The sequence below is a fragment of the Neopusillimonas maritima genome, from assembly GCF_003576595.1.
Lineage (GTDB): Bacteria > Pseudomonadota > Gammaproteobacteria > Burkholderiales > Burkholderiaceae_B > Neopusillimonas > Neopusillimonas maritima.
On sequence record NZ_NQOU01000011.1, the window covers coordinates 1 to 15,382 of the forward strand.

Annotated in this window: 13 protein-coding genes and 2 pseudogenes; 14 read left to right on the forward strand and 1 reads right to left on the reverse strand. The window is 62.1% G+C overall.

Features of this window, described 5'->3' with window-relative positions; translation table 11 throughout:
• The first annotated feature begins 738 nt into the window (after positions 1–738).
• From CJO09_RS15220 to CJO09_RS15230, 3 genes are all read left to right on the forward strand, one after another.
• Positions 739–960 (forward strand): hypothetical protein, encoded by a 222-nt coding sequence (locus tag CJO09_RS15220; protein WP_119443124.1) that lies wholly within the window; start codon positions 739–741, stop codon positions 958–960.
• A complete protein-coding gene (locus tag CJO09_RS15225) occupies positions 953–1,546 on the forward strand; it encodes a hypothetical protein (protein WP_119443125.1) in 594 nt (197 codons plus the stop codon). The genes CJO09_RS15220 and CJO09_RS15225 overlap by 8 nt, the downstream gene beginning before the upstream one ends.
• 124 nt (positions 1,547–1,670) lie before the next feature.
• Positions 1,671–1,877 carry a plasmid mobilization protein gene (locus CJO09_RS15230; RefSeq protein ID WP_119443126.1) on the forward strand — a complete coding sequence of 69 codons (207 nt, stop codon included), beginning with the start codon at positions 1,671–1,673 and terminating at the stop codon, positions 1,875–1,877.
• An 80-nt stretch (positions 1,878–1,957) separates the two neighbouring features.
• Here the strand turns inward: CJO09_RS15230 and CJO09_RS15235 are convergent, their stop codons facing one another.
• The gene (locus CJO09_RS15235) at positions 1,958–2,266 is read right to left on the reverse strand and encodes a heavy-metal-associated domain-containing protein (RefSeq protein ID WP_119443127.1); all 309 of its coding nucleotides are present in this window, start codon (positions 2,264–2,266) and stop codon (positions 1,958–1,960) included.
• Between the two features lie 781 nt (positions 2,267–3,047).
• Between CJO09_RS15235 and CJO09_RS15240 the strand changes: the two genes are divergently transcribed.
• From CJO09_RS15240 to CJO09_RS15290, 11 genes and pseudogenes are all read left to right on the forward strand, one after another.
• Entirely contained in the window at positions 3,048–3,350 is a 303-nt protein-coding gene (locus CJO09_RS15240) for a DUF2933 domain-containing protein (RefSeq protein ID WP_119443128.1), read from the forward strand.
• Position 3,351: 1 nt separating this feature from the next.
• Positions 3,352–4,017, forward strand: coding sequence for a methyltransferase family protein (locus CJO09_RS15245; RefSeq protein WP_119443129.1), 666 nt, complete (start codon positions 3,352–3,354; stop codon positions 4,015–4,017).
• Positions 4,014–5,200 (forward strand): annotated as a pseudogene (locus tag CJO09_RS15250) (thiolase family protein). The gene CJO09_RS15245 and the pseudogene CJO09_RS15250 overlap by 4 nt, the downstream one beginning before the upstream one ends.
• Before the next feature lie 85 nt (positions 5,201–5,285).
• Positions 5,286–6,671 carry an MBL fold metallo-hydrolase RNA specificity domain-containing protein gene (locus tag CJO09_RS15255; protein ID WP_119443130.1) on the forward strand — a complete coding sequence of 462 codons (1,386 nt, stop codon included), beginning with the start codon at positions 5,286–5,288 and terminating at the stop codon, positions 6,669–6,671.
• Positions 6,668–8,185 (forward strand): thymidine phosphorylase family protein, encoded by a 1,518-nt coding sequence (locus CJO09_RS15260; protein ID WP_119443131.1) that lies wholly within the window; start codon positions 6,668–6,670, stop codon positions 8,183–8,185. The genes CJO09_RS15255 and CJO09_RS15260 overlap by 4 nt, the downstream gene beginning before the upstream one ends.
• Positions 8,182–9,096: a ribose-phosphate diphosphokinase gene (locus tag CJO09_RS15265; RefSeq protein WP_119443132.1), complete on the forward strand. Its 915-nt coding sequence runs from the start codon at positions 8,182–8,184 to the stop codon at positions 9,094–9,096. The genes CJO09_RS15260 and CJO09_RS15265 overlap by 4 nt, the downstream gene beginning before the upstream one ends.
• Positions 9,093–11,558 carry a phosphoketolase family protein gene (locus CJO09_RS15270; protein WP_218961074.1) on the forward strand — a complete coding sequence of 822 codons (2,466 nt, stop codon included), beginning with the start codon at positions 9,093–9,095 and terminating at the stop codon, positions 11,556–11,558. The genes CJO09_RS15265 and CJO09_RS15270 overlap by 4 nt, the downstream gene beginning before the upstream one ends.
• Positions 11,559–11,583: 25 nt before the next feature.
• Positions 11,584–12,324: an AarF/UbiB family protein gene (locus CJO09_RS15710; RefSeq protein WP_218961075.1), complete on the forward strand. Its 741-nt coding sequence runs from the start codon at positions 11,584–11,586 to the stop codon at positions 12,322–12,324.
• Positions 12,325–12,369: 45 nt separating this feature from the next.
• On the forward strand, positions 12,370–14,478 hold the full coding sequence (locus CJO09_RS15280; RefSeq protein WP_218961076.1) for a heavy metal translocating P-type ATPase: 2,109 nt from the start codon (positions 12,370–12,372) through the stop codon (positions 14,476–14,478).
• Between the two features lie 11 nt (positions 14,479–14,489).
• Positions 14,490–14,588 (forward strand): annotated as a pseudogene (locus CJO09_RS15285) (MerR family transcriptional regulator); the annotation flags it as partial.
• A gap of 97 nt (positions 14,589–14,685) precedes the next feature.
• The gene (locus tag CJO09_RS15290) at positions 14,686–15,168 is read left to right on the forward strand and encodes a hypothetical protein (protein ID WP_119443133.1); all 483 of its coding nucleotides are present in this window, start codon (positions 14,686–14,688) and stop codon (positions 15,166–15,168) included.
• Positions 15,169–15,382: the final 214 nt, after the last annotated feature.

Sequence of the window (15,382 nt, forward strand, 5' to 3'; positions counted from 1 at the left end):
CGGAGGGAGTAAAAAACGATCAAAAAGTGGCTCCATAATTTCGACAACCGGTGGCTCCAATATTTCGATCAATGACAACGTGGACTGACCAAAAATTTATGACATTTCCCATCCTCATGCCATGCACGTAAGTAATAGGAAAGCGCGTGACATTACATCGCATTATGAATGGCATCATATCGTAGCAACAAGAGTATTTAAACCATAAAAGAAGTTTCTTACAGGAGCAACACAATGCGTTCCGCCTCCATAAAAAGAAACAAAAAAGCCCGCAGTTGTGCGGGCTTAAGACGTTCTATGCCTAATAATATCAGGCGCTAAACTACTCCCACTCAATGGTTAATAGCTCAAATACACCATTGATTTAAATGGATTTATTACCAACACATCCTGCCAATACCATCCAAAATACCATCCCCAAAAGTTCGCTTGACCTTGCTTGAGATTGCTTGATGCTGCCGGGATTTTGAGCGAATTGCTCATTTTCGCCCATAAGCGGAGGTTTTTGGGACAAATCACCGGATCGTGGTATTGTAATCTGCTGCTTTACAGGCCAAGCACATTAGCAACTGCATAACTCAACCTCTTGGTGGACAGAGCTTTTCAGCCTATGTGCGGCAGCTCCCCAACCAGAGAATTACCTTCCCTCGCCCACATACCAAAGATACTGGAATGGCGCTAGGCGAGATGTTAAGATGATGAAAACCCTTGACTGAACTCATCAAAGGTGACTGAGATATGGCTACAAAACAGACGACAACAAGCACCATCCATCGTATACGCCGTTCTTCTGAGCCAGCAGCAGGTTCGACGAAAGCATTGGAAGGTAAAGAGCTGATTCGCGATATGCGCCGCTTCCGTAAAGAAGTAACGGCCACCCCCGCTAGTGCACGCAAATTCCTCATTGAACTAGGGGTGCTTACTCCGGAAGGCAAGAAAAAGAGCCTGATTCGTGGGTAATTCCTGGATCTTATATCAGTCCCAGCCCACTTTCGTCCTCGGTTTCCACGGTACAGAACGCAAGACGGTCGAAGCACTCATAGCGGAACCAACCAAACACCTGAAACACAGTGCCGGACGCTACGAATGGCTCGGCCACGGGATCTATTTTTGGGAAAACGACCCACTACGTGCCTACGAGTGGGCCACCACAGGCAACGCCAAATCCAAAATCAAGGAACCTGATGCCGTCGGAGCCATCGTTGACCTGAAGCTTTGCCTTGATCTCACCACTCGGTCTGGATTGGAGGAAGTAGCTGAGGCGTACGAGTTCGTTGCAGAGCTTTACAAGGAAGCGGGCTCGGAACTGCCCGTGAATGTTGGCGGCCCTGACAAACTCAAACGAGAACTCGACTGCCAGGTTATCCTGGCCTTGCACAAGTATCGCGAAGACATGGGCCTGCCGCCTTACGATTCTATTCGAGCACCGTTTAGAGAAGATGTAGAACTGTACCCTGGTGCCGGTTTCCATCGAAGGTCACACACCCAGATTGCCATCCGCAACGTGGATTGCATCAAGGGCTATTTTCGCCCGATCTCCAAGTAAGCCTGAAGTGCTGATTTGGCACACTCAGGCTAACTTCACATTTATTCCACCACCTCCATCACCACCCACCAAGGCGCTCCCGACATAACTGGTGCCTGTGCTACGGGCGCGTCCCGGAGCACCTATGTCCAACGAACCCCTATCAGAGGTCATGCGCATTCGCCTGACCTCAGGCCAGCACCGGCGTCTTTCCGAAGCCGCCGCGCTCTCTGGCCTGAACCTGTCGGATTACGTACGCCGACGGCTGACCGCCGCCGATACGCTGGCCGAAGAGCTTGATGCCTTGCGCCAGGCGGTGTTCATGTGCAGGATCTCGAATTGCGTTAGCTGATACTTTCTAGGACGCGCGAGGCGCTGAGCGCGTTGGACCTGCGCTCCTCGGAAATATCGACCAGCTACTTTGTCTGGCGATCAATGCCCGCAGCAGCAGCCGCGGCTTACTCGAGGGTCGCTTTTAGTTCCCGCCTCAGCGGGTTCTTGGCCGCCTACCGTACTGGCTGTGCTGCCGCTCATCGGCTGTGAGGGATAGCCTGCGGCTGCGAGAGCCTGCAGCAGAGCGGGTTGACTCGCAGCGATGTCGTCCACATTGGCGCGCGCCACGCCGCGATCAAGATCCACCTCTGCGTCATGTACCCCTGGTATGCCGAGAAGTGTCCGAGTCACCCGGGCGACACAGGCGCCGCAAGTCATTCCCACTACCTTAAGTTCGATTTGTTTCATGCGTCACTCCTTACGTAATATTTAATTCCAAAGGGCCGTTTGAGCCGGTGCGACGCTTTGGCGTCCTCTATCCGACAGTCGCCGCTCGCGCTCTGTCAATAATAAGGTAAACCTTCCCATGGTGGTAAGGTCAAGCAATATCACTACCGATTCCATCTCGGTTCCGGATAGCGATCAAAAGGTCGCAAAGTAGAGAATCACCTCCGTGACCATAGTCCGCAAACCGATTCAGGACGGTTAAAACGAAGACAAACGGCCTTCACCGAGCCGTGCAAAAACCTTTCCTGCCTGAGCGGTTCATGAGAGTCCGCCCCAAAACCGGTGATTTTTTGTTTATTTAGATTACAAAAATGTAATTAGGAAGTCATCGGTTTGTAAGGATTGCTTCGATATATTGAAATCGTGTGTTCAGTGCAATTCAGTCCATATCGCGCCGGGCTTGCCGGATTCAGTGACCCACTATAAGGAGCGTTGCACATGATGCGACTAACCAAGCGGACCGTTTCGACGCCAGCATTTCGAGAAAAGAAAGACGATGTGTACTTGAGCCACGGTTACTTCGGATCGTACGAGGGAGCGAGGAAGTATGACCCACATGGCTCAAAGCGGTTCCAACCATGCGAATTAAGCCTGCGCGCACGAACCGTCAGGGTGAACGATGAAGACCCGCGGCGCACCCGGGCCAGACGCAATGCAGTAGCTACAAATGTGAGCCCCACCTCGGGATCGACTCTTTCAAAAGCCTCTTGCCATCCCGGCGGCATTCGCACAGGGCAGTCTCATGTCTAACAACCACAACTCGCCTAAGCCCCGACGCTGGGTTCTCTGGGTCTTCCTAGCGCTAGGCGCGTTTTATCTGATCGCGGAGCACCGTGTCCATCTCGCTGGATCGCTGCGCTGGTTGCCGCTGGGTTTGCTACTGCTGTGTCCTTTAATGCACAGGTTCATGCACGGTAACCATGGCGGGCACGGTGGACATGATGGTGACGGCAAAACCCACCGCCCATCCGATCCCGGGCATACCCGCATGCGCGATGGCGCTTCGTCGAAGGGAAGCTCCGATACATCTTCAGGAGGACTCTGACATGCATGGAGCTCAAAGTGAATATGGCCTGTGGCTCCTTGCCGCCATCAACGCGGCATTTTTCATCTTCTTTGCGTGGAGCTTCTACAAGCCGTTGACCCGCTGGGACTGGCGCGGGTTCGGGATGTTCTCCGCATTCGTCGTGGCCCTGTTCGCGGAAATGTATGGCTTTCCCCTTACGCTGTACGTGCTGGGCGGTTGGCTCAGCGCCAACTACCCACAGGTCAACTGGCTCAGCCATGATGCAGGTCACCTGCTGGAGATGTGGTTCGGCTGGCGTGCCAACCCGCATTTCGGTCCATTCCACTTGGCGAGTTTCGTGCTGATCGGCGGCGGTTTCTGGCTGTTGTCAGCTGCTTGGCCCGTGCTGTATCGGGCACAGCGTGAGGGAAGAATGGCTCGGGAGGGTGTGTATGCGCGCATGCGCCACCCGCAGTACGTCGCCTTCGTGCTCGTGCTGACCGGTTTCTTGCTGCAGTGGCCCACGCTGCTCACGCTCGCCAGCTATCCGGTGCTTGTGTGGGCCTATGCCCGCTTAGCGCGCCGTGAGGAAAAAGATTCCTTGAGCCGCTTCGGCGACGAGTACGCCCGTTACATGCAGGAGGTGTCGGCCTTCATACCGCGACGCCGGCGCGGCCCCGCCCCATCCCAAGGAGAAACGCGATGAAAAAGTCCAATGTCGTTCTTTGCGCCCCGGTACGCACCCCCATTGGCACCTACGGCGGCAGCCTCAAGTCGGTGCCAGCCACCGAGTTGGGGGCCCTAGCCATCCGCGAGAGCCTTGCCCGCGCCGGCCTTCCCCCCGATAAGGTGCAAACGGTGGTCATGGGACAGGTGCTGCAAGCGGGGGCTCGAATGAATCCCGCGCGTCAAGCCACTATCCATGCCGGCCTGCCACCGGGGTGCCGGCCATGACCGTGAACCGTGTCTGCGGCTCCGGCGCCCAGGCCATCGCCACAGCTGCGCAGGAGATCTGGTTGGGGCTGATCGACTGCGCCGTAGCGGGCGGCATGGAGAACATGGATCAGGCGCCCTATCTCGAACTGGACGGCCGCTGGGGCCATCGCATGGGCCCGGCCACCTTGCAAGATGCCATGCTCTACGACGGCCTAAACGACGCCTTCTCCGGCGAGCATTCGGGTTGGCATACCGAGGATCTGGTCGCCAAATTCGGCATCTCCCGCGAGGCGCAGGATCGCTGGGCACTTCGTACCCAACACCGCTTCGCCGCCGCCCAGGCCGCCGGCAGTTTCGATGAGGAGATCGTGTCGGTGGAAGTTCCCGGCAGGAAGGGCGCGACGGTGTTCGCCCGCGACGAGCACAACCGCCCCGACGTCACGCTGGAGAGTCTGACCAAGCTCAGGCCTGCTTTTCGCAAGGACGGCAGTATCACCGCCGGCAACGCGCCAGGGCTCAACACGGGTGCTGCCGCGCTGGTGCTTGCCGACGAGGCGTGGGCGGAACGCGAGGGACTCACTCCCAGCGCCCGGCTGGTGAGCTACGGCGTGGGCGCGGTCGAGCCCGGCTACTTCGGTCTGGGACCCATGCCGGCTGTCCAGCAGGCCCTGGCGCGCGCTGGCTGGAAGACGGGGGATGTGGAGCGATTCGAGATCAATGAAGCGTTCGCCGCGGTTGCCCTCGCGCTTATTCGCGAATTGGACCTGCCCGAGGACATTGTTAACGTCGAAGGCGGTGCCATTGCCCATGGCCATCCCATCGGCGCAACTGGCGCGGTGCTTACGGTCCGCCTGCTCCACGCCATGCAACGGGAGCGACTCAGGCGCGCGGTGGTGACGCTCTGCATCGGGGGTGGTCAAGGCGTAGCCCTGGCTCTCGAGCGGCTCGATTAGGTGAGCACTGCGGGCGCGCCGTGCGACCCATGTCTTTTTTCCCTTTTTTGGTGTCGCGGCACTGCCGCAGGCTCCAGGAGCAACCATGAAGAACGAAACCAGTCCCACTCTCCAGTTCCTCGGCGCCGCGGGCACCGTCACCGGCTCGCGCTACCTTGTCGAGGCCAACGGGCAGCGCGTGCTCGTCGACTGCGGCCTGTTCCAGGGCTACAAGCAGCTGCGCGAGCGCAATTGGGCGCCGTTTCCCGTCGACCCGGCGTCGATCGACGCGGTGGTCCTGACCCACGCTCACCTGGACCATTCGGGCTACCTGCCGGCGCTGGTCAAGCAGGGGTTCCGCGGTCGGATCCACTGCACCCACGGCAGCGTCGCCCTGTGCGGCCTGCTGCTTCCCGACAGCGGACATCTGCAGGAAGAAGATGCGAAGTACGCCGCGCGCAAGGGCTACTCGAAGCACAAGGATCCGCGACCGCTCTATACGGAGGATGACGCACGCCGCAGCCTGAAGCAGCTCAAAGGGCATGACTACGAGCGCGAGATCGAGGTCGCATCAGGGGTCACCGTCCGCTTCCATCCCGCCGGCCACATCCTGGGCGCCGCCCACGTGAGCCTGGACGTCCAGGGCCAGCGCGTGCACTTCAGTGGCGACCTTGGACGGCAGCAGGAGTCGCTGATGAACCCCCCGACGCCCCTGCCCGCCTGTGACGTGCTGGTCTGCGAATCCACATATGGCAATCGCGAACACGTACCAATCGACCAGGAAGCGGAGTTGGCCCCAATCATCCGCCGCGTCGCCGCCCGCGGGGGCGTGATCGTCATCCCCGCTTTTGCCATCGGCCGCGCCCAGGCGCTCATGCTTCATATCGCCCGGCTGCGTGAGCGCGAGGAGATCCCTCGCATGCCGGTCTATCTCAACAGTCCAATGGCAATCAACGCCACCCGGCACTACCACGCCCACCATTCCGAACACCACATATCCGACGAGGACTGCAAGCGTATGTTCGACGTGGCGACCTTTGTCAACACGGCGGAGGAGTCGAAGGCGCTCAACCGCCAGCGCTGGCCGATGATCATCATCTCGGCCAGCGGCATGATCACCGGCGGGCGGGTGCTGCACCACATCGAGGCGTTCGGCACAGATTACCGCAACGCGATCCTGCTGGCGGGCTATCAGGCCGGCGGAACACGCGGTGCCGCGCTGGCGGCGGGAAAGCGCACCTTGCGCATGTTCGGCCGTGAGGTGCCCATCCGCGCCGAGGTGGTGCAGCTGGAAGGCTTTTCCGGCCACGCCGACGCCGGGGAGCTGCTGGACTGGATGCGTACCGCGCCGTCCGCGCCGCGCATCGTCTACCTCACCCACGGCGAGCCCGACGCAGCTGACACGCTGCGCGGGCGCGTGCAGCGTGAGCTGGGCTGGCGCGCGCGCGTGCCGGAGCACTTGGAACGCGTTGGACTGGAGGATGCGCAATGAACACGCGGACCCCAGGCCACAACCAGTTGCGCGTCACCCGTGCTGGCATCGACACCTACCAGCAGCCGGTGGTCTACATGCACCGTGACTGTGAAGTCTGTCGCTCGGAAGGCTTTGCTGCGATGACACGCGTGAGACTGGACGTAGGCACGCGCACCCTGGTGGCGACCCTGAACGTGGTCGTCGACGATCGGCTGGGCCTTGACGAAGTGGCGCTATCAGAAGCCGCGTGGACGCTCCTTGATCCCATGCCCGATGCCCTGGCCTGCGTCCGGCACGCGGAACCCGCAGCGTCGGCAGGCGCGCTTCGTGCCAAGGTGTTCGGGGCGCGGCTGGACGACGCGCAGTACCTCGCCTTGGTGCAGGACGTGATGGAAAGCAGGTTGTCGGATCTGGAGCTCGCCGCTTTCGTCACCGCCAGCGCCGGCGACCGTCTGGACAACGCGGAGACGACCGCCTTGACGCGGGCAATGATCACCGTTGGTCAGCGCCTGGACTGGGGCGATGGGCCGGTGCTGGACAAACACTGCGTGGGCGGCCTGCCCGGCAATCGCACCACCCCGATCGTGGTGGCCATCGTCGCTGCGCTAGGCTACCGTATACCGAAGACCTCGTCGCGCGCCATCACGTCGCCAGCTGGCACCGCCGACACCATGGAAGTGATGGCGCCGGTTGCGCTCGACCTGGCGGCGATGCGGCGGGTGGTGGAGCGCGAGGGTGGTTGCATCGTCTGGGGCGGCAACGTGCGCCTGAGCCCGGCCGACGACATCCTGATCCGGATCCAGCGCCCGCTGGACTTTGACAGCGACGGCCAACTTGTCGCCAGCGTGCTGTCGAAGAAGATCGCGGCTGGCTCAACCCACGTTCTGATCGACATGCCGGTGGGTCCGACCGCCAAGGTGCGTGGGGAAGCGGCGGCCCACAGCCTCGGCACGCGGCTTGCGCACACCGCGGACGCGCTTGGATTACAGCTGGGCATCCATCGTTCCGACGGCACCCAGCCGGTGGGTCGGGGAATCGGGCCGGCGCTCGAGGCGCACGATGTGCTCAAGGTGCTGCGCAACGCCGCCGATGCACCGGCCGATCTTCGCGAACGCGCCCTTGCGCTGTCTGCGGCGCTGCTGGACATGGCACCGGGCAGCAGCGCCAGCACCGGATTGGAGCGCGCGCGCAGCGTGCTGGATTCTGGGGCGGCGCTGGCTAAATTCCTGGCGATCTGCGAAGCCCAGGGAGGCTTTCGCGAACCGCCGCGGGCGGCATTCACTGCCGAAGTCCCGGCAACCGCATCAGGCCGCATCGCGGAGATCGACAACCGCAGACTGGCCAAGCTAGCCAAGCTGGCCGGCGCACCCACATCGCGAGCCGCCGGCCTGGAGACGGAGCTGCGGGTTGGCGATACGGTGGACCGCGGGCAGCCCCTGCTGACCCTGCATGCGGAGTCGCCAGGAGAGCTCGCTTACGCCCTTGAGCACGCTGCGGCGTTGCAACCCTTTGTGCTTGGAGAGGTCTTATGACCCGTGTGCTGATGCCCTTCCCGGCCGATGCAGTGTTGGCCGGCACCATCAACCAGCCCCTGCAGGCCCGCCTTGCACCCGTGGCCTGGCGACACTTTCCCGATGGCGAGTCGCTGGTCACCCTGGACGACGCGCTGGCCGGCGCCGATGTGGCGATCTTGGCCAGCCTGCGCCACACCGATGCTCTGGCCCTCCCCTTGCGCTTCGCCGCCCAGACCGCTCGCGAGTTCGGCGCCCGCTCGGTCGGCTTGATCGCACCCTATCTCGGCTATATGCGCCAGGACACTCGCTTTCATCCTGGCGAGGCGGTCAGCACGCCGCTATTCGCGCAATTCCTTGAGGAGACCTTCGACTGGCTGGTGACCGTGGACCCGCATCTGCACCGCGTCGAGCGCCTGCAGTCTCTTTACCGGATCCCGGCGGCCCACGTGTCGGCAACGCCGGCCGTGGCCCGCTGGATCGCGCAGACCGTCCCCGACGCAGTGTTGATCGGGCCCGACAGTGAGAGCGAGCAATGGGTGGCGGGCATCGCCGCCCGATCCGGCATGCCCTACCAGGTACTCGCCAAGGAACGCCACGGCGACTACGACGTGCGCGTTAGCCTGCCTGACCCGGCGGCCTTGGCTGGCCGGACCCCGGTCCTGATCGACGACATCGTGTCGTCCGGCCGCACGATCCTGGAGACCCACACGCACTTGCGCCGACTGTCGCTGCCGCCGCCGTTGCTGGTCGCCATCCATCCGGTGTTCGCGGGCGATGCCTATACCCGCCTGCAGGAGGCAGGCCTGGCCCGCATCGTCAGCACCGACACCATTCCCCACCCGTCGAACGCGATCGCCCTAGGCGCGGACCTCGCCGCCGCGGCATCGATCCTGATGGCCGCTTCGACCGATTCCCCGGAGGACCCATGAACCTGCATCTCAACTGCTGCACCGCCGACCAGCTCTCGGCCGCCGAGCGCCAGCGGATCCTTCAACTGGCCGACGCCCACCGACAGGCCGATCCCGCGTTCGCCCATTGGGCGGCCGGTTACGGCGTGATCCGGCATGACCCGCTCACCCAGCTCCGGGTCCGCCAGATGGTGGAAGAGTTGGTGGCCCTGGGCCGCACGCCCGATGCCGGCACCGCCTGGCAGCGCCTCGCCGCGGCCGACCGTGTCACCAGCGCCGGCATGTGGCTGGTGGCGCACATGACCTACAGCCAGCGGGTCCGTACCGACGGTGCGGCTCTCGAGTTTGATGACTTCAAGACCACGCCCGAAGGCCATACCGGCGGGTCCCTCAACATGGTGTCTGCCTATGCCGGCTACCTGCTGATGGACGCCCTGGATGGCGTCACCCGCGCGTGGATGATGGGCCAGGGACACTGCGTGGCTGCCATCGATGCACTCAACCTGCTGGTTGGCAACATGACCGACCGGCACGCCGAACGTTATGACCTTTCCGACGCAGGGCTGAGCCGGTTCGTCGGCGACTTTTACGCCTACACACTCAATCCAGACGGGACGCCAGCGTCGCCGCTAGGCTCTCACGTCAATGCCCACACCGCAGGGGGCGTGATGGAAGGCGGCTATCTCGGCTTTGCCGAGCTGCAGTACGTGCATGCACCGCTCAAGGACGAACGTCTAGTCGCATTCCTCAGCGACGGTGCGTTCGAGGAACAGCGTGGCAGCGACTGGGCGCCGCGCTGGTGGCGTGCCGAAGACAGCGGGCTGGTCAGCCCGATCATCATCCTCAACGGGCGGCGCATCGAACAGCGCAGCCAGATCACCCAGCAGGGCGGCGAGCGTTGGCTGGACCGACACCTGCGATTAAACGGCTTTGATCCGATCGCCCTGGACGGTCGCGATCCGGCCAGCATCGCGTGGGGCATCCACGTAATGGAGTCGCGCCTGCAAGCGGGCGCCGCCGTCCCCGGTTCCGACGTGCGACTGCCCTATGGCATCGCCGAAACCATCAAGGGCTTTGGTTTCCCCGGCGCCGGCACCAACGCCTCGCACAACCTTCCCCTGCCCGGTAATCCCGCGAGGGACGCTGAGGCGCGCACGCTCTTCAATGAAGGCACCGCAGCGCTGTTCGTGGCCTTCCCCGAGCTCGAAGAAGCCATTACCGCACTCAACAGCCACGATGTCCAGCAGCGGGTGCGCGAGCGTGACCATGCGCTGGCCGATCGCCAGGTGGACACGCCGCGCGTTCCAGCGATTGCCGACCGCAGTACCGGCGGTGAGAGCTCGCCGATGACCGCGCTCGACGAGCAGTTCGTCGCCATCGCCGAAGCGAACCCGGGATTACGCGTGCGCGTGGGCAATCCTGACGAGCTGCGCAGCAACAAGCTCGACCGCACCCTGGACGCGATGAAACACCGGGTGCACGAACCCGAGCCCGGTGTCGCCGAATCGGCCATTGGCGCGGTCATCACCGCGCTCAATGAGGAAGCCGTGGTCTGCGCCGCCCTCGGCAATAAGGGCGGTCTGAATCTGGTGGTCACCTACGAGGCGTTCGCACCGAAGATGCTCGGCGCTGTGCGCCAGGAACTAATCTTCGCGCGCCATCTGGCGCAGGCTGGACGCCCGCCCGGTTGGCTCGGCGTTCCGCTGGTTCTTACTTCGCACACCTGGGAAAACGCAAAGAACGAGCAGTCCCACCAGGATCCGACCATGGCCGAGGCGCTCCTGGGCGAAATGGCCGACATCTCGCGCGTGGTGTTTCCGCCTGACGCCAACGGTGCCGCGGCAGCCCTCGCCCACGCCTACGCCCAACGCGGCACCGTCACCACCCTGGTCGTCCCCAAGCGGCCGGTACCTCATGAGCTGACGCCACAGCAGGCTCAGTCACTGGCCGTGACCGGCGCGACGTGTCTGGCTGGCGATCCGGCGACAGCGGCGATCCTGCTGGTCGCCACCGGGGCTTACCAGTTGCAGGAAGTGCGCCGCGCACGCGCGCGTCTCGTCGAACGCAATGTGTCGGCGGCGATCCTCTATCTCGGCGAGCCCGGCCGGTTCCGCACGCCTCGCGATCCGGCGGAGGCACGGTACGTGCACCCGGACAGCGAGGTCCAGGCGCTGTTCCCGCTCGATCGGCCACGCGTATTCGTCACGCACACCCGGCCCGAACCTTTCTTGGGCGCGCTGCGTCGGCTCGACACCGGCCCGGCCACAACCGCGGCGCTGGGCTTCGTCAACCGCGGCGGCACGTTGGACGTGCCGGGACTGCTGTTCGCCAACCGAAGCACGTGGGCGCACGTGGTCGACACGGCTGCGGGCGTCCTCGGCAAGTCCCGTGACAGCCTATTGTCCGACGCGGAGCTGGCGGCAGTGGATGGTCGGGGCGATCCGGCCACCATCCTGCGTCCTGCAACGGGGCTAGCGCCATGAGCTGGCCGGCCAGGACCTCGCGCTGATGGCGGGCACGGTGCGGCGGGGAGGCCAGATTGCCTGGGCCGGACTGAAGCTCGGAGTCGCCGTGCTGCGCCTGCGCCGGCGCGCACCCGACCGGCTCCCCGCATACGTCAGCACCACCTTGGTGGGGCTGGGCACCACCTTCGTCAAACTGGGCCAGGGCTTGAGTCTGCGCTGGGACTTGCTGCCAGCGCCTTATCGTGAGGCGCTGTCGCGATTGCACAGCGACGTGCCGGCGTTTTCTGCGGATCAGGCCAAACGCATTGTCAAACACGCGTTCGGCGCACCGGTCGACGAATTTTTCGCCAGCTTCGATGACAAGCCGCTGGCCGCGGGGTCGGTGGCCCAGATCCATTCTGCACGCATGCATGATGGTCGCGACGTGGTCGTCTCTTTCGCCGCTGCGGGATTGCTCTCGCTGCGGCTGGTCACGGCCATCGCCCGGGCACCTGTGAACTCCCGGCGGCTGCTGGCCCTCAATGTAGGCCCCACCACGCTAAAGGGAGCGGTGCTGTATCCGCTGTGGCACGAACAATTGGACGTGCACACGATAATGGGCGGAACTGATATGAAAGGTCCGTCGACGACCGCCGAATCGCCACAACTGAGCCCGCATCTGGGTCGGTGCCACGTCAATCTGAATTCGATCCAATCTGGTCGGTTCCAGCCGGAGCAACAAACATCCGGAATGGCCGGTTTCCCAACAGGGTGTTATAGAACTTCTGATCTATCTCCCCACTAATGCATCACTGCATCACTGCATCATTGCATCCTTGAAGGCGGACCCATGAAGCAACACAACCATCATCAGCACGATCATCAATCGCATGACGAGTACGCTCCCACTACCCGAAAAGCTGCTCATGACGACGCCCATGCCGGGCACGACAAGCATGCTGGCCACAGCGTGGCGATGTTCCGCGACAAGTTCTGGCTCACGCTGCTGCTGACCATCCCCACCGTGATCTGGAGTGGGATGATCCAGCATTGGTTCGACTACATTGCGCCACAGTTTCCGGGGTCGGCGTACATCCCGGCGGTGTTCGGCACGATCGTGTACTTCTACGGTGGCTGGCCGTTCCTCATCGGCGGGTACCACGAGCTGCGCAATCGTCTGCCGGGCATGATGACGCTGATCTCACTTGCGATCACCGTCGCCTTCCTTTTCAGCGCGTTGGTCACGCTTGGTATTGTCGAGGGGTTGGACCTGTGGTGGGAGCTCGCGACGTTGGTGGCGATCATGTTGCTTGGCCACTGGATCGAGATGCGCTCGATCACGCAGGCACAGGGCGCTCTCAAGGAGCTCGCGAAGTTATTGCCTGATATGGCGGTCCGGTTAGATGAGACCGGCACCGCGAAAGAAGTCCCTGTCGCGCAACTGAAGCGCGGCGACCTGCTGCTCATCAGGCCCGGCGCGGCCATTCCCGCCGACGGTGTTGTGAAGGAAGGGACCAGCGCTGTCAACGAAGCGATGATTACCGGTGAGTCCAAGCCGATGGACAAGATTGCGGGCGCCAAGGTGATCGCCGGCACCGTCAACGGACAAGGCTCGCTGCGTGTCGAGGTGACGAAAATCGGCGACGAGACCGCGCTCGCGGGTATCATGCGGCTCGTCGAACAGGCTCAGTCGTCGCGCTCGCGCGCTCAAGCGCTGGCGGACCGGGCTGCGTTCTACCTCACGATCATCGCCATCGTCTCCGCCGCCATCACTGCCATAGTCTGGCCATTCTTCGGTCAGCCATGGAGCTTCACAATGCAGCGCGTGGTGACCGTGCTCGTGATCGCCTGCCCTCATGCGCTGGGTCTGGCCATCCCGCTGGTGACAGCGATCTCGACGACGATTGGCGCACGGAACGGACTGCTCGTGCGCGATCGGCGCGGCCTCGAAGAGGCTCGTCTTCTGAACACGATCGTATTCGACAAGACAGGAACGCTCACGCTCGGTTCGCATCGCGTCGTGAAGATCACCGCCGCCGACGGATTCGCCGACGACGAGGTGCTTCGCGTGGCCGCTTCCGTCCAGCGCGATGCCGAACATCCGATCGCTCAGGCTCTAATGACCAGCGCAAAGGAACAGGGCATCGACGTTCCGATGTCACAAGACTTCGAGTCCATGCCCGGGCGCGGCGTGCGCGCAGTCGTGGAGGAACGCTCGCTTCACGTTGGCGGGCCGGGGCTCTTGAGAATGCTCGCCGTGGAACCGAAAGAGACGCTTCGCCGGGCCGCCGAATCAGCGGCAGCCGCTGGTCAGTCTGCGACCTACCTGGTTGAAGGCGACCGGGTGCTCGCCGTGTTCGCGATTGCTGACGCCATCCGTCCCGAATCCTTCGATGCCGTGAAGCGTCTGCATGACAGCGGACTGGAGGTCGTCCTGCTGACGGGTGACTCCACGGCGGTCGCAAACGCCGTCGCGAAGGAACTCGCCATCGACACCGTCTTCGCCGAGGTATTGCCCGAAGACAAGGTGGCAAAGATTGAGGAACTGCAAGCCCAGGGCAAGCGCGTCGCGATGGTGGGTGACGGCGTCAATGACGCTCCGGCGCTGCTCACGGCCGACGTCGGCATCGCCATCGGCGCAGGTACGGACGTCGCGGTCGAGGCCGGCGACGTCGTGCTCGTGCGAAGCGACCCGCGCGACGTGCCGGCGATCATTGAATTGAGCAAGGCGACCTATCGCAAGATGATCCAGAACCTGTGGTGGGCCGCCGGCTACAACATCGTCGCCATCCCTCTCGCCGCTGGCGTTCTCGCCCCATGGGGGATCTTGCTGCAACCTGCACTTGGAGCAGTGCTCATGTCCCTGAGCACCGTCGTAGTGGCGATCAATGCGCAGCTGTTGCGCCGGGCGGTAAGGCACGGTGCGGGTTCAACCAGTCGTGTACTACAGCCTACTTGAGCTCCTCACAGAAGGCAGATGTAACGCGGGTCCGGTTCGTAAAATCGAACCCGCAACTGAGCTTCAGTCTGGACAAGAGTGCCGAACTGCTACGGCTGGACGACATGACAACGATGTAATGACGGCGACATCTTGGTGACATACGGCAATCATTATAGTGAAGCCACGCAACCAACCTTTAACTGACTACAGGCAAGGATCATCGCCATGAGTAAATTTCGTTTAGTTGTTTCGTCTATCATTTTAAGTTCGGCCAGCGCGCTCGCGGCAGCCCAAACAGCAGATGAGCACAACGCCCACCACCCTAATATGAACGCGACGGGCGAAACATCAACGCTCGCGCAGACACCTGCGGATCTTGCTTCGTTAGAAAAGAAAATGGATGCGCACATGCAGACGATGCACGCCTTTCACGAAAAGCTTCAGAAAGCCAGTCCGGAAGAACGGCAAGCGATGATGTCCGAGCATCATGAGCTAATGCAGGAAGGCATGAAAATGATGGGAATGGCGTCTGCGGGAATGCAAGGTATGGGAATGATGGGCAATATGCATTCCCAAACCACTGAAGATCAATCGGATGCACCATCGGCCGCACACCATACGATGATGCTAAAGCGTATGGACATGATGCAGTCAATGATGCAAATGATGATGGACCGTATGCCTGCACCGCACAGCCCAAATCAATAATGTGCCTACGAAGTGATATAACCTCACAACCAAAGGGTAAACCGACATGACCACCGAACATACGCATCCGCAACATGAACCTGTCCGCCCGAAGGGCGTAGAAGGCACCGGTACAGCAGAACAACTTCCTTCCGGACTGAATCAAACCGGGTTTTGAGGAGGCTTCATTTCCTGAGAGAATGAAGCTATGAAGAAACAAAATACCTTTTCGCCT

Coding starts and splice junctions, on each gene's coding strand:
- CJO09_RS15220 (WP_119443124.1), top strand. CDS start 739: ATGGCTACAAAACAGACGACAACAAGCACCATCCATCGTATACGCCGT.
- CJO09_RS15230 (WP_119443126.1), top strand. CDS start 1,671: ATGTCCAACGAACCCCTATCAGAGGTCATGCGCATTCGCCTGACCTCA.
- CJO09_RS15235 (WP_119443127.1), bottom strand. CDS start 2,266: ATGAAACAAATCGAACTTAAGGTAGTGGGAATGACTTGCGGCGCCTGT.
- CJO09_RS15240 (WP_119443128.1), top strand. CDS start 3,048: ATGTCTAACAACCACAACTCGCCTAAGCCCCGACGCTGGGTTCTCTGG.
- CJO09_RS15245 (WP_119443129.1), top strand. CDS start 3,352: ATGCATGGAGCTCAAAGTGAATATGGCCTGTGGCTCCTTGCCGCCATC.
- CJO09_RS15255 (WP_119443130.1), top strand. CDS start 5,286: ATGAAGAACGAAACCAGTCCCACTCTCCAGTTCCTCGGCGCCGCGGGC.
- CJO09_RS15260 (WP_119443131.1), top strand. CDS start 6,668: ATGAACACGCGGACCCCAGGCCACAACCAGTTGCGCGTCACCCGTGCT.
- CJO09_RS15265 (WP_119443132.1), top strand. CDS start 8,182: ATGACCCGTGTGCTGATGCCCTTCCCGGCCGATGCAGTGTTGGCCGGC.
- CJO09_RS15270 (WP_218961074.1), top strand. CDS start 9,093: ATGAACCTGCATCTCAACTGCTGCACCGCCGACCAGCTCTCGGCCGCC.
- CJO09_RS15710 (WP_218961075.1), top strand. CDS start 11,584: ATGGCGGGCACGGTGCGGCGGGGAGGCCAGATTGCCTGGGCCGGACTG.
- CJO09_RS15280 (WP_218961076.1), top strand. CDS start 12,370: ATGAAGCAACACAACCATCATCAGCACGATCATCAATCGCATGACGAG.
- CJO09_RS15290 (WP_119443133.1), top strand. CDS start 14,686: ATGAGTAAATTTCGTTTAGTTGTTTCGTCTATCATTTTAAGTTCGGCC.